Annotated in this window: 12 protein-coding genes; 5 read left to right on the top strand and 7 right to left on the bottom strand. The window is 58.3% G+C overall.

Features of this window, described 5'->3' with window-relative positions; genetic code table 11:
• Positions 1-80: 80 nt before the first annotated feature.
• From J4D97_RS00120 to J4D97_RS00140, 5 genes are all read right to left on the bottom strand, one after another.
• A complete protein-coding gene (locus J4D97_RS00120; RefSeq protein ID WP_208305863.1) occupies positions 81-1,304 on the bottom strand; it encodes a TolC family protein in 1,224 nt (407 codons plus the stop codon).
• 393 nt (positions 1,305-1,697) lie between these two features.
• Positions 1,698-3,056: a HAMP domain-containing sensor histidine kinase gene (locus tag J4D97_RS00125; protein WP_208305864.1), complete on the bottom strand. Its 1,359-nt coding sequence runs from the start codon at positions 3,054-3,056 to the stop codon at positions 1,698-1,700.
• Between the two features lie 217 nt (positions 3,057-3,273).
• Complete coding sequence (locus J4D97_RS00130) at positions 3,274-3,951, bottom strand: response regulator transcription factor (protein ID WP_185283010.1); 678 nt, start codon at positions 3,949-3,951, stop codon at positions 3,274-3,276.
• Between the two features lie 178 nt (positions 3,952-4,129).
• The gene (locus J4D97_RS00135; RefSeq protein WP_243900067.1) at positions 4,130-5,101 is read right to left on the bottom strand and encodes a hypothetical protein; all 972 of its coding nucleotides are present in this window, start codon (positions 5,099-5,101) and stop codon (positions 4,130-4,132) included.
• Positions 5,102-5,136: 35 nt separating this feature from the next.
• Entirely contained in the window at positions 5,137-6,642 is a 1,506-nt protein-coding gene (locus J4D97_RS00140) for an alpha-L-arabinofuranosidase C-terminal domain-containing protein (protein WP_208305865.1), read from the bottom strand.
• A gap of 179 nt (positions 6,643-6,821) precedes the next feature.
• Here J4D97_RS00140 and J4D97_RS00145 point away from each other — a divergent pair, with 179 nt between their 5' ends.
• The 4 genes from J4D97_RS00145 to J4D97_RS00160 all read left to right on the top strand — a co-directional run bounded on the left by J4D97_RS00145 (position 6,822) and on the right by J4D97_RS00160 (position 10,249).
• The gene (locus tag J4D97_RS00145; RefSeq protein WP_208305866.1) at positions 6,822-7,382 is read left to right on the top strand and encodes a hypothetical protein; all 561 of its coding nucleotides are present in this window, start codon (positions 6,822-6,824) and stop codon (positions 7,380-7,382) included.
• Positions 7,383-7,415: 33 nt separating this feature from the next.
• On the top strand, positions 7,416-8,843 hold the full coding sequence (locus J4D97_RS00150) for an ATP-dependent DNA helicase (RefSeq protein ID WP_208305867.1): 1,428 nt from the start codon (positions 7,416-7,418) through the stop codon (positions 8,841-8,843).
• A 309-nt stretch (positions 8,844-9,152) separates the two neighbouring features.
• Positions 9,153-9,653, top strand: coding sequence for a DUF1573 domain-containing protein (locus J4D97_RS00155; RefSeq protein ID WP_185283013.1), 501 nt, complete (start codon positions 9,153-9,155; stop codon positions 9,651-9,653).
• A gap of 113 nt (positions 9,654-9,766) precedes the next feature.
• Complete coding sequence (locus J4D97_RS00160) at positions 9,767-10,249, top strand: DinB family protein (protein WP_208305868.1); 483 nt, start codon at positions 9,767-9,769, stop codon at positions 10,247-10,249.
• 17 nt (positions 10,250-10,266) lie between these two features.
• Here the strand turns inward: J4D97_RS00160 and J4D97_RS00165 are convergent, their stop codons facing one another.
• The gene (locus tag J4D97_RS00165) at positions 10,267-11,532 is read right to left on the bottom strand and encodes a cation:proton antiporter (protein WP_208305869.1); all 1,266 of its coding nucleotides are present in this window, start codon (positions 11,530-11,532) and stop codon (positions 10,267-10,269) included.
• Between the two features lie 152 nt (positions 11,533-11,684).
• Between J4D97_RS00165 and J4D97_RS00170 the strand changes: the two genes are divergently transcribed.
• Positions 11,685-13,106, top strand: a complete 1,422-nt coding sequence (locus J4D97_RS00170; protein ID WP_208305870.1) for an amidohydrolase family protein — start codon at positions 11,685-11,687, stop codon at positions 13,104-13,106.
• 81 nt (positions 13,107-13,187) lie between these two features.
• On the opposite strand, the gene J4D97_RS00175 is transcribed toward J4D97_RS00170, so the two are convergent.
• Positions 13,188-13,565 (bottom strand): DUF423 domain-containing protein, encoded by a 378-nt coding sequence (locus J4D97_RS00175; protein WP_208305871.1) that lies wholly within the window; start codon positions 13,563-13,565, stop codon positions 13,188-13,190.
• Between the last annotated feature and the right edge of the window lie 116 nt (positions 13,566-13,681).

Here is a 13,681-nt window from a genome sequence, read left to right on the forward strand (position 1 = left end):
GGGGTGCGTTCTGGCAAATCAGTCGTCTGGCACCCCTCTCCCGGAGGGGAGGGGCCGGGGGTGGGGTAACCGGAGTAGAGTTAGTAGTTAAACACCTGCTGGCCAAGCTGCTCATTGAGCTTGTCGAAGGCGTTGAGGCGCTCGGCGCGGCTCTGGTTTAGCTGAATGACGCCTGATTTATAGGAGTCCAGGAAGTCGAGGAATTCCAGCAGGCCAATGGCTTTGCGCTGGTAGCTGCGCAGCACACCGTCGAGCAGCTCATCGGCATCGGTGAAGTACTCGGGCGGGAAGGCATCGGAAATGCGCTCGGCTTCCTGGGCTTTGCGGTAGGCCTGCGTCACCTCGTTCACTACAGCCGCTTCCTGCTGATTAAGAGCTTGCTCGCTACCCTGGCGCTGCGCCTCGGCCAGCTTGATGCCGCCCTGGTTGCGGTTGAACAGGGGTAGGGGCATGCCCACCGTGAGGCCGGTGTAGTGCTTGCCCACAGCGCCATTGTGGTCGTAGAACGTGCCCACGTTCAGGTCGGGCACGGCCAGGCTTTTTTGCAGGCGCACGTTCTGCTCCTGCTGTTGCACGGTGGCGGCGGCAGCTTGCAGATCGGGACGGTTGGCGCGGGCCGTTTCCAGGGCCTGCGCGAGCGGGAGCGTGTTCAGGCGCAGGCTGTTAGGAGCCGTGGCGGGTAGGGCGGGGCGCAGGTAGCGCGGCTGGCGGCTGCCCAGCAGAAGGTTCAGTTCGGCTTGGTCTTCGGAGATGTCGTTGCGCAGGTCTTTCAGCTCGCTTTCCAACTCGAATAGCTGCGTTTTCAGGCGTACTACCTCTTTTAGGGCCACGTTGCCGCGTTGGTACTGGCGCTGCGTGATGTTGAGCGTCTGCTGCAAGGCGTCGATCTGCCGGGCGTACATGGCCTGCGTTTGCTGGCGATAGAACAGCGTCACGAAGTTTTCGCGCAGCTCGTAGCGCAGCGTGCGCACCAGGTCGGTAAACTCCAGCTCGGCAATGGCCACGCCGGTGCGGGCAAAGTCAACAGCTTTGCGACGCTTGCCACCCAGCTGAATCAGCTGCTCGATACCGCCCACCACCTGAAACCGATCCTCGTTGCCTTCGAAGAAACGGCCGTTGTAGGGGTTGAACAGGTTGCGCTCCAGCGAGATTTCCGGGTTGTCGAACAAGCGGGCCTGCACCACGTCGGCCTGGGCCGCCGGAATGTTGAACCGCTCGGCCAGCAAGGCAAAGTTGGTATTCAGGAAGGCGGCTTCAGCCTGGGGTAGGGTAAGCGCCAAGGTATCGGTAGCAACCGAGGCCATTGCCGACCCTGGCAATGCCGGCGACTGCGCGCGGCTCGGTAAAATACCAAGCAGGCTGATTAGTAAAACGCTAATAAACAGGTGTATTTGCATGATCTTGGGAGGGGATCCAAAGGACAATGCAAAATTACCAGCTATATAGGGGGCAGAAATTATAAGCTTATTAGAAGTGTATTAGAATCAGATTAGAGTGGCAGCCACGAAACGCCTACCCTCCAGCGTCTCTAACCAAGTGCCAAGCCGGTACCCTTAGAGCCGTTTGCGTTACCTATTGAACGGCGACGAGACGCATACTTGCGTCTCGTCGCCCGCGCCAGATGGCCGAAATCGTTCAACGACAAGACGCAAGTATGCGTCTCTACACCCTAGCAATGACCCACCGATTTTCCCGCATTACACCGCCAGCACCACACGCATGGTGGTGCCTTTGTGCAACTCCGATTCTATTTCCAGTGTGGCGCCATGTAGGCTGAAAATATTGGCGGCCAAAGCCAGTCCTACCCCGTACCCGCGAAACCCGTGGGCATTGGCCGCCCGGAAAAACGTCTGCCGCACGTGTTGCAAATCGGCCGGCGCAATACCGATGCCGTTATCCGTAATGGCAAAGGTCACCCGCCCCGGCGCGTAGGCTAGGGAGCACAATACGGGGCCTTCCGAGAACTTGCAGGCGTTGTCGATCAAGTTGCTGAGCGCCAGCCGGAACAAGTGCCGGTCGCCGGGCACGGTTAGGAGGGTCGCGTCTTCAGGCAGGTCACCTAGCGTAATGCGTACCCGGTTGTTTTCCTGTAGCAGGGTAGCCTCCTCGCAGGCCTCAAACAGCACTTCATCGAGCCGAACGGTGCCGCCCTCCGGCAGCCGCGCCTCGCCCGAGCCCAACTGCGCCAGCTGCAAGAGGCGGCTGATGATTTCCTTCAGCTTATGCGCATCGGCCAGGGCCGAGCGGAGCGCGTCGGCGTACACGTCGGCCGGGCGCGGGCGGGCCAGCGTAATTTCCAGTTCGCCAATCATGGCCGTGAGCGGGGTGCGCAGTTCGTGCGAGGCGTTGTTGATAAAGCTCTGCTGCTGCTCAAAGGAGTGCTTCAGGCGTTGCAGCATCAAATCGAGGGTAGCCGATAGCTCGCCCAGCTCGTCGGGTGGCGGTGGGCCGGGTAGGTTCAGGTGCAAGTCTGATGCGCCCACGCGCTGGGCATGGTGCACCAGCTGGCTGATAGGCGCCAGGGCCGTACGCGCAAACCACCGGCCCAGCACAAAGCTCAGGATCATTCCCATCAGCAGCACCCCACCCGACACCAGGCGCAGGTGCGCCAGCCGCTGCTGACCAGAGCGGTCTACAGCCGCCACCATGATGCAGAAGTTGCCCTGGTTATCGGGGTAGTAAATGCCCACCAACTGCTCCTCGTGGCGGCGCTGGCTCACGTGGTGAATGCGGCGTACGCGCGCCAGCAGGGCCGAGGTGAAGGCCGCGTTGGGCGCGGTACCAAAGCGTGCCTGGTTCTTATCGTCGTAAATACCAACGACTTCTGCATTTAGGTTGCGCTGAAAACGCGTGCGCGCCCGCTCTATACTAACCGGACTTTGCTCGTCGGCTTCCAGAAACAGGGTGGCCGCCGTGTAGGCGCGCTCTTGCAGGCGCTGCTCGTAGAGCTTGTGCGTATTCTGCCAGGAAAGGTAGTAGACCGTGCCCAAACCGCCTCCCAGCAGCAGCCCTACCAGCAGGGTAAATTGCAGCGCCAGTCGGTTTCGGATGGTCATATGTGAAATGGTGAAGTTGTGAGTTTGTGAAGTGGTAAGTGAAAATACGGCTGTCATCTTGAGCGTGCGAAGGACCTTATGCCCGCAGAACAAGTCGTTGCAACGTTGGTCGTTTTAGCGTGAGAGGGTCCTTCGTCGCCGCTTGATGCGCGGAATGCTCAGAATGACAGCCGTATTCTCACTCACCATTTCACAAACTCACAACTTCACCATTTCACTACTCACTATCCCGCAGACTGTAGCCCATGCCTACGACTGTTTGGATGAGGCGGCGCTTGAAGGGCTTGTCGATTTTATTGCGCAGGTAGTTGATGTAGACATCCACCACGTTGGTGCCCGTATCGAAGTTGAGCGCCCACACCTGCTCGGCAATGTAGGTGCGGGAAAGCACTTCGTTTTTGTGTTGCAGCAGCAGTTCCAGCAACGAAAACTCCCGCGCCGTGAGGCTAATTTGGGTGTCGCCGCTCCGCACTACCTTAGTTAGGGTGTTCAGTTCCAGGTTGTCGGCTTGCAGCAGGGTGGGGCCGTAGTCGGGGTTGGCGCGGCGGGTGAGTGCCCGCACGCGGGCCAGCAGTTCCTTGAACTCGAAGGGCTTCACCACGTAGTCGTCGGCGCCCAGGTTCAAAGCTTCCACCTTGTTGTCGGTAGTGCCCAGGGCCGTGAGCATGAGGATGGGCACGTGCACGTTACGCCGACGGATCAGCTCGCACAGCTCGTAGCCATTGAAGATGGGTAGGCTGATGTCAAGTACAATGATGTCGTACTGATTGCTCAGCGACATTAAATGGCCTGTTTTGCCATCAAATGCCACATCTACGGCATACTCTTCCTCCTCAAATCCTTTTTTCAGGACCGTGACCACCTTCAGCTCATCTTCTACCAACAAAATCTTCATAGGCTAGTCGTCGCTACGCGTAGTAACTAGATGCTGATAATAGACAAAACGTTGGCTATCAGCATCGGATAATTTCACTACAAAGGTACGACCCTACCCAAAGCGTAACATTAGAGGACCATTAGAGATGCCCTGAAAAAAGTAGGGTAGGAAAATAACTTCTTGTACTGATGGTAGGTTATTGCCCAGGGGGCGTCAGCTCTTGCAGCAGGCCCCGCAAATCCTGATTGATCAGCCGCACCGAGGCTTGCAACTCGTTCAGCATATCGGCCCGCAGGTGCAGGGCGTTGGCATCGTAGTGTCCGCCGCCGCCGAAGAGCAGCTCCAGTTGCGCCCGGCCCTTGCGGGAGTCGGGGCGCTCTAGCTGGCCGTAGTGCTGCCAGCGGCGGCGCGCATTGTGCGCCAGCGACGACTGCCCCTGATTACTGAACGCCGGCTCCGTGAGCACATACCACACCGCCGGCGGGTAGGCATTCGATTGCGGCGCTTCCTGCCAGATATCGGCCAGCAAATTGCGCGGATGCGTGAAGAGCACCGTGGGGTTTGAAGTGAGCGTGAGCACGCCCAGAATAGCTGTGGCCAGGCCGCCTCCAATGCCAAAAGCATACTGCGCCGTGCGCCCCTCTAGTACGGTAGTGGCAATGCCCGAAACCGCCCCCACAGCAATGGAAAGCACCGTAAGGCGCTGCTCGCGCCGGTTGGCGTGCTCAGTGAGGTAGCTGGCTACCTGGTCGGCCCGCTCGCCTTCGCAGTCCAGCTCGGCGGCCACGCTGGCAATGGTGGTAGAGAGGAGGAGCAAGCGCGTTAGAATGCGTTGCTGCTGAGCCTGGTACTGCTCGCTACGGGCGTTGCCGGTGGGCGTGGCGCGCTCTAGGCGCACCAGCTCGTGCAGCTGCGGCAGCACGCCGGCCGCGTTGGCCAGCAGCAAGCTGCGCTGCGAAAACCGCTTCGATAGCAGGCTGTCGCGCAGCAGGAGCTGCATACTGGGTAGGGGCAGAAAAGCTGGGTCGTCGGCAATGAGGTGGGGCGGGTCGCAGTAGCCCGCTTCCACGCGCAACGATTGCCCCGACTGCCGCGCGCCGGCGCAGGCAGACAGCAGCACCGCTACCACTAGATAGCGCAACGCACGGACGGGAGCAGGAAAGACCATAGGCTTAGTGGAAGTAGCAACACATACGGCTCCGGTTACCGGAGCGGCGCTTGCAGCAGCACAATGCTGTGCCCGGCCACGGTGTAGGTGGTGGTGCCATAGGGTAGGGCCCGCTTCTGGTAGCTGACCACGTTCGTGTCGGGCGTTTGCAGCGTGTTCATCGATTCTAGGGAAGGAGCCGTTAGCTCGTGGGCCGTCCAGCTGCCGGTGGTAGGCGCGTCAAGCCGGATGTCGATGGCCTGGCCGCGGGGCTGCACAATGGCCACGGTAAGCGTCTTGCCGTCGGTAGAGGCGGCCACGTCCAGGTGCTCCGCGCCTGCAATTGTGGCGGCCACGCTGGTAGGGCCACACAGCTTGCGGTACAAGGCCAAGGGGTAGTAAATGGTCTGGCAGATGCTGGTGGTTTCGTTGGTCATGATGGGGGCCAGCACGTTCACGGTCTGCGCCCAGGTAGCCAGGCCAATAGCCGCCGCGTGGCGCTGAAACATGTTCAAAAAAGCCGCCACACCCAGCGCGTGGTTCCAGGTGTAGTCCATTTCCAGGTTGTAGGCCCCGCGGCCCCCGGCTTCCCAAATGCCCCATTCATCAATGGCAATCTTCACCGGCTGCTGCCGCGGCGGGAAGCGGTACCACTTGCTGAACGTCTCGACGGTAGCCGGCGCATACTCCTTGATCTGAGCAGCCGTGGCTTTAATGCTGGCTTCCATGGCCGCAATGGAAGTGAACAGCGAGGCCGGGTCGCCGGGCTTGGAGCTGGCGTAGAGGTGCAGGGAAAGGTAGTCGCAGATGGGGTGCAGCTCCTGTAAGATCTGCTGATTCCAGTCGGGTTTGTCGCCTACCAGTATCAGCTGGATAGACGGGTCTTGCAGCTTCATCAGCTTGGCGTAGTACCAGGCTTTCTTGATGTAGTCCTGCGGGTTTTGCAGGGTGCCGGCGTCTTCCTTCGCGGCCTCCTCGTTGCCCAGGCCCCAGTACCGCACCTGGTAGGGCGCGGCATGGCCGTTTTTCTGACGTTGGGTAGCGTAATAGGTGCCTGTGCCGTTGCAATATTCCACCCACTCGGCGGCTTCCTCGGCCGTGCCCGTCGACATATTCACGGTCAGAAATGGAGCCGCCCCCAACTGCCGGCAGTACTGCATAAACTCGTCCGTGCCCACGTGGTTGTTGTCGAGCCCGCCCCAAATCAGGTTTTTGCGCACCGGCCGGTGCTTGCCTACCCCATCTTTCCAGTGGTAGATTTTGGTGACGGTGCCGCCGGGGTAGCGCAGCAACGGCGGGTGCAGGTCACGCACTTTTTCCAGCACATCGGGCCGGAAGCGGTGCTTCTGGTCGTCATAGATGCCGCCGTAGATGGCCCTACCCAGGTGCTCGATGAACTGACCGTAAATAAGGGGTGATATTTCCCCTAAAGACTGGTCTGGATGCACCGTGAGGGTAGCAACGGGCGCACCCCATACATAGTTAATAGGCCCTGGAACCATCGTGCCGAGCAGGGCGCCCGTGCTATTCTTCAAAAACTTTCTTCTTGATGGCTGCTGCATGCGGTTTGGTGAGACGTTGTAGCTTAGGCGGCGGGTAGGGTAGTAGTTGGATGCGCCAAGTTACGGCTGCCGCTGTGCGGGGCAAGAATTGTACGGTCTGCGTTAGTGCTACTTTTGATTTTGTGCTCAACCCAATAGCTGACTTTGTCACTGTCAAAGCAGAAAGCATATAGTTAAGTATGGAAACAGAGAAAGCAACTTTTTACGGGAGTTGGGTGCGCTGGGAAGGGAAGGATAGGTATGCACTTTGGATAGATACACCCGATAAGGAATTTTATTGGACAGACAGTCAAGGCCGTATTCCGTTTTTCTCGACAAAGGATGAGGTAGTTACGTTAGCAGCAAAGCTAGGCGTGCAGGTGTATGTAGAAAAACTCATCATGCACGATCTAGATCTTGTGCGGCAATGGCTGCAACAGACACAAAAGCTTCCGCCCAAAGAGAGTTTAGCTATCTGGGGTATGTTTAGTGACGTGGGTACAGGGGTAGGAAATCTATTTGATGGTGACCGGAAAAGTCCAGTGCGAAACCGGGTTTTTGACAAGCTCTACCTGAATGATGGCATCATTCAGATCAATCAGGAAGGACGAATGGAATTTCGTAACGCTACTACGAAGCCCTGGATACCGCGCTGGAGACTACAGGAGCGCAAAATGCTAAAGCGCTGCTTGCAACAAGGATTTCGGTTGTGGCAGAAATACACGTACCCGGCAACCATCGACATGGTGCCGCTGCCGTAGCTGCCCTTGCTATATACCGTATCTTTGCCCTCTATGCTATCCGTCAGAATTCCTTCCGTCCGCGACTATTTTCCTTACGAGCCTACCCAGGATCAGGCCCTGCTTTTTCAGAAGCTCGATGTGTTTCTGAAAGATGAGCTGCCCGGCCGCAAGGCCTTTGTGCTGCGCGGCTACGCCGGTACCGGCAAAACCACCGTGGTAAGCGCCCTCGTGCAATGGCTGCAACAGCGCGGCCGCAAATACACCCTGATGGCGCCCACCGGCCGCGCCGCCAAGGTGATGAGCGTGTACTCGGGCGTGGCAGCCAGCACTATCCACAAGAAAATCTACCGCCAGACCGGCGGCGCGGCTTCCGACCGCCTCAACTTCCAGCGCCAGCCCAACCGCACCGCCGACATGCTCTACATCGTGGACGAGGCCTCCATGATTTCCGATGAAAAGGCGTTCGGCGAAAACGGTCTGCTCGACGACCTGTTGGGCTACGTGTTCGAGAAGCCCACCAACCGCCTGCTGCTCATTGGCGATACGGCCCAGCTGCCGCCGGTGGGCCAGCTCCTGAGCCCCGCCCTCGACCCCGAACTGCTGCGTCACCGCTTCCGCGCTGCCGTCGATTCGGTGGAGTTGCGCCAGGTGATGCGCCAGGCCGAGGAGTCAGGTATCTTGGTGAATGCTACCATCCTGCGCGAGGAACTGCGCGAGGAAGCGCCGCATATTCAGTTCTTTACCAGTGGCTACCGCGACATCTTCAAGATGGGCGGCGACAAGCTGGAAGACGGTCTGCGCTGGGCTTACAAGAACTTCGGCCACGAAAACACCACCATTATTTGCCGCTCCAACAAAAACGCCAACCAGTACAACCAGTACATCCGGCGCATTCTGTTTGAGGCCGAGGACGAGATTGAGTCGGGCGACTACCTGATGGTGGTGCGCAACAACTACTTCTGGCTGCCCAACGACTCCGAAATGGGCTTTCTGGCCAACGGCGACTTCGTGCAGGTCACCAAAATCGTGCGGCGCACGGAGGAGTTCGGGTTTCACTTTGCCGACGCCCGCGTGCGCTTCGTGGACTACCCCGATGAGCCCGAGCAGGAGGTGAAGCTGCTGCTCGACACCCTGCACACCGAAAGCCCCGCCCTACCCGCCGACCGCAACAAAGCCCTCTACGACGCCGTGGGCTTAGATTACGCCCACCTCACTACCAAGCGCGACAAGTCGGCGGCCCTGCGTAAAGACCCGTTCCTGAACGCCTTGCAGGTGAAATTCGCCTACGCCCTCACCTGCCACAAAGCCCAGGGCGGCCAGTGGCAGGCCGTGTTCGTCGACCACGGTTTTTTGAAAGAAGATATGGTCAACTCCGAGTTTGCACGCTGGCTCTACACGGCCATCACCCGCGCCTCGGAGCGGTTATTTCTGCTGAATTTCAACCAGAAGCTGATTGCCGATGCGAAGAGTGAAGAGTAAAGAGTAGGGGAGTGGTGAAAGCGTCTGTCATTCTATATCTGTCATCCTGAGCATGTGGCGCATCAAGCCAGTGTCGAAGGACCTTATCACATGAGAACGAGTCGTTGTTACGATAGTCGGTCAACTGGCATAAGGTCCTTCGCAGGCTCAGGATGACAGATACTTTTCAATTCACAACTTCACCATTTCCCTACTTCGCTGAACTTCAACCGACCTACCTTGGTTACACCCCCAAACTGGCAAAGTTCTTGGCTGTCAGTGTGAAAATCTTAACTTTGTTCTACGCTACCTACCAAACGTTCTAGCATCATGAAAAAGATACTCTTCCTTGCTTTGTCGCTGTCGATGGCTGGCTTCGCGGCTCAGGCTCAAACAGTTGCCCCTGCCAACGCCCAGGCTAAAGTAGCCGGCCCCAATATTCAATTCGAAGAGTCGAAGTACGATTTCGGCTCCGTGGCGCAAGGCGGCATCGTAGAACACACCTTCAAGTTCAAGAACACGGGCACCGCGCCATTGGTGATTTCCAACATCGGCGTGAGCTGCGGCTGCACCACTCCCGACTGGACCCGTGACCCCGTGATGCCCGGCAAAACTGGCTCCGTAACGGCCAAATTCAACAGTGCCGGCAAAATGGGCATGCAGAACAAAGTGCTGACCATCGAGTCGAACTCGGCCGCTGGCAATGCCATGGTATCGTTGGTAGGCGAGGTGAAAGACGCCGCCGCCATGACCACTTCTGCCATGTCTACCGACGGCAAGGAGAAAGCCAAAATCGGCGACGCTAAAATGAAAGCCAAGAAGAAGTCGTAAGACAACTGCTTGTGGCTACCAATGGCCCGGCTCAGAAATGAGTCGGGCCATTTTTGGTTTCTGTCGTGGTCGTTTTTGCGTATACTGCCTCACACTCCTTCAACTTCTTAGCTATGGAACAGAACACCCGCGAAGCCCTCGTAGACCACCTAGTTAGCCTACTAACAGAGGCTAACGCCCACATCACCTTTGAAGAAGCCTGCGTCGATGTGCCGCTGCTGGTCTTCAATAGGCACGTGCCGGATATGCCGTACACCATCTGGCAATTAGCTGAGCATGTGCGCATTGCGCAGTGGGATATTCTGGAGTTTTCGATGCAGGAAACGCACGAGTCGCCCAAGTGGCCCGATGGGTACTGGCCCGCCCGCGACGCCAACGCCACGGAGGAGCAATGGCAGCAAACGCTCACGCAAATTCGGGAAGACCGGGAGCGGTTCATCGCCTTGCTGCGCGACCCCGCGCAGGATCTGCTGGCGCCCATTCCGCACGGCACCGGCCAAACGCTACTGCGTGAGGCCCTACTCATTGCCGACCACACCGCCTACCATACCGGCGAGATTGTGATGATGCGGCGGCTTCTGAAAAACTGGAAGTAGGAGGCTGGGCGCCCTAGTCAAGGTAGTAGAGACGACGATTGGGCTGCGTCGGTAACGGGCGGTGCTTTGAAAAACAAGCGGTAAAAAGGTAGTAACCAGCCTTTCTCAAGCAAGAAGAAAAGGATGGTGCACAGCACAGTGGTAGCCATGATAACGGCAAACACAATGGTTTGAATAGCAGCGCCCGTAGCCATGCCTCGCTGTAAGGGTAGGGTAGCCAACACGGCCGCACCCAGTCCTTTCGGAATTAAGATGCTCATCACCGACTTGTCTAATACAGGCGTGGTGGCATCGGCTGACAGCCACACCACCGGGATGCGCACCAGAAATAGTAGCACCGTGAAGCCTACCCCGAGTAGCAGTAAGTTGATATTGTCGAAAACAATGGAAGCACCCACGTACACGAAGAAAAACGTGCGTAGCAAAAACACGATTTCTGCAAAAAAAACCTTTTCAGCCGCTGTGAGCTCTACCTGACGCGGCGCGAAGTAGTGGGGCAAGGGCTTAGGGCGCAATAGCGCCACATTGCCCAGCGTGATGCTGAAAAACAGCACGGCAATCGGACCGCTGAACTCTAGTAGCTCGACCAAGCCGTACAGAATAAAAACGAAGGCGGGCGTGGAGAAGCTGGTTTTGTGCAGGGTAGGAATTCGGTTCAGCAGTACCGACCACAAGTAGCCACCACCCACGCCCGCTATTACTGCTACCACGGGGGAAGCCAGTATATGGTCGAAGATAGTACGAGCCGTCAGCGCTGAGCCCGTGTAAAAGCTGATGAGGGCAATAGGAATAGCCAGCGTGTACACGTCGCTAAGCGCCGATTCCATGACCAGGGTAGTCGTTGTGCGCTCCTCTACGGCCGCTTGGCGGGCGAGGGTGGTCACTACTGCCGAGGAAGTTCCCCCCAAAATAGAACCCAGAATAAAGGAACTGAGCACATCGAGTGGGGTGAACAATTGCGCCAGACCCGCTATGAGTGCTGTAGTAACGATAAAGTTGAGCGTGGTGAGGGTCAATGTGCCCCGGAGTGCCGCCCGCAACTGCTCGAAGCGCACTTCCAGGCCGCTTTCAAACAGAATGAACACCAGCACCACGTTGCTGAACACACGACCGGCCTGCCCAAAATCTGCGGGATTTAATAGGTGCAGCATGGGCCCCAGCAACACGCCCACGAGCAGCAGGCCCAACACATCCGGAATGCGTGTGCGCTCAAACAGCTGCGCCAGGTAGTGCCCCAGAAAGATGAGGAAGCCCAGTAAAATAATAAGAACAGGAATGGTCATGTAAGCCGATAAGCCGAGAGAAGAGGTGGCCTGTAAACAGCCGTGGTAGGCTTCTACGCACAATCTGATTCGGTGGCGATGTGGCAGTGTTCCGAGTCGGTTGTCATGGTTGGAGTTCCGCTCCTTATCTTCCTCGCCAAATCCCTCTTCCTATGCTTGCACGACTTCTACTTCTTTCAGCCACTGTCTTCGCCGTGTCGGCCCACGCGCAAACCACGTTCACGCCGCAAGTCAGCGAATACATCAAGGTGAAAGGCAATGTGGTAGCCATTACCGACGTGAAGCTCATCGACGGTACCGGTCGGCCAGCGCAGGCACACCAGACGGTGGTGTTTCAGGAGGGCCGCATCACGCAGGTAGGCAAGGCCGGCAAAGTGAATGTGCCGAAGGAGGCCGAAATCATTAGTGGGGCGGGCAAAACGTTGCTGCCGGGCTTCGTGATGCTGCACGAGCACCTCTACTACACCATGCCGGCGGGCAGCTTCTTCAACATTGCCGAGATGCCCTACTCGTTTCCGCGCCTGTACCTGGCTGGAGGCGCTACCACCATCCGCACGGCCGGCAGCGTAGAGCCGCAAACGGACCTGGCCATCCAGCGCCTGATCGAGGAAGGCAAACTCATTGGGCCGAGTATCGACGTGACGGCGCCCTACATTGAGGAGCCCGGCATGGATATTCCGGCCCTAAACACGGTGCACGGCCCCGAAGACGCCGCCCGCACCGCCACCTACTGGGCCGACCGGGGCTGCACGTCGTTCAAGATGTACATGCATGCCACCCGCGCCGACCTAGCCGCCGTGGTAAGCGTGGCGCACCCGCGCCACCTCAAAATAACGGGTCACCTGTGCGCCATCACCTACCGCGAGGCCGCCGAACTGGGCATCGACAACCTGGAGCACGGCTTCATGGCCAGCTCCGACTTCGAGCCCAACCACCAGCCCGATGTGTGCGACTACCCTACCTCGCACCGCGGCCTGCAAAACCTGCCCCAAAACAGCCCCGAAATGAAGGAACTGATTCAGTTTCTGATCAGCAAGAAGGTGGCCCTCACATCAACCCTACCCGTATTTGAGCCCTACACGGGCCGCGAGGTGGTGCTGGGTGGCGGCCTGGAAGCGCTGATTCCACAGCTCCAGGAGCGCGAGCAAACCACCTGGCAGCGCAACCAGGGCCGCGACTCAGCCAGCGCGTCCCTGTTCAAAAAGGAGATGGCCTGGGAAAAGATGTTCTACGACGCTGGCGGCCTGCTGGTGGCCGGCACCGACCCCACCGGCGCCGGTCGCACGGTGGCTGGCTACGCCAACCGCCGCCAAGTGGAGCTGCTGGTCGAAGCTGGTTTTACGCCGGTGCAGGCCATCAAGATTTCGACTCTCAACGGTGCCACCTACCTCGGCCGGGCTGCCCAAATCGGCTCTGTAGAAGTAGGCAAGCAGGCCGACCTAGTGCTGGTGGCTGGCGACGTGGAGCAGGACATCCGCCAGGTGCGCAACACGGAACTCGTGTTCAAGCAAGGGGTAGGGTTCGATTCGAAAAAGCTGTTTGAATCCGTGAAGGGGAAGGTAGGGCTGAACTAGCTGGCAGCACGAAGCCCCCTGCACGACCGGTTGTATTGGCAACTGGTCGTACAGGGGGCTTTGCATTGGTAGTGTGGCCGTCTACAGCTGGCGGGCAGCCAGCAACAGCGTAATCCAGCCGGCAATGAACAGCAGGCCACCTAGCGGCGTAACGGCGCCTAGCCATTTGATACCCGTGAAGCACAGCACGTACAACGACCCGCTGAAAATCAGGACGCCGCTCAGCCACAGCCCAGCCGTAGTGCCCAGTAAGCGCAACTCGGGCCGCACGTACAGCAGTACGCCCACTGCCAACAGGCTCAGCGTGTGGTAGAACTGGTAGCGCACGGCGGTTTCAAACGTATCGAAGCGGCCGGTGGCTTCCAGCATCGCGCGCAGGCCGTGCGCGCCAAACGCGCCAATGCCCACGCCCAGAGCGCCAAGCAGGGCAGCAAGTTGTAGAATAAGTCGGGCAGTCATGTTGATGTGTTGATTTTTAAGGGTTGAATGTTGAATGGGGAGAGCGTCATTTCGACCAGCGGGAGAAATCTCGTGTGGTAGTAATTGCTTACAGGAGAAATGCTTCGACTACGGCT

This window comes from Hymenobacter defluvii (assembly GCF_017589435.1).
Classification (GTDB): domain Bacteria; phylum Bacteroidota; class Bacteroidia; order Cytophagales; family Hymenobacteraceae; genus Hymenobacter; species Hymenobacter profundi.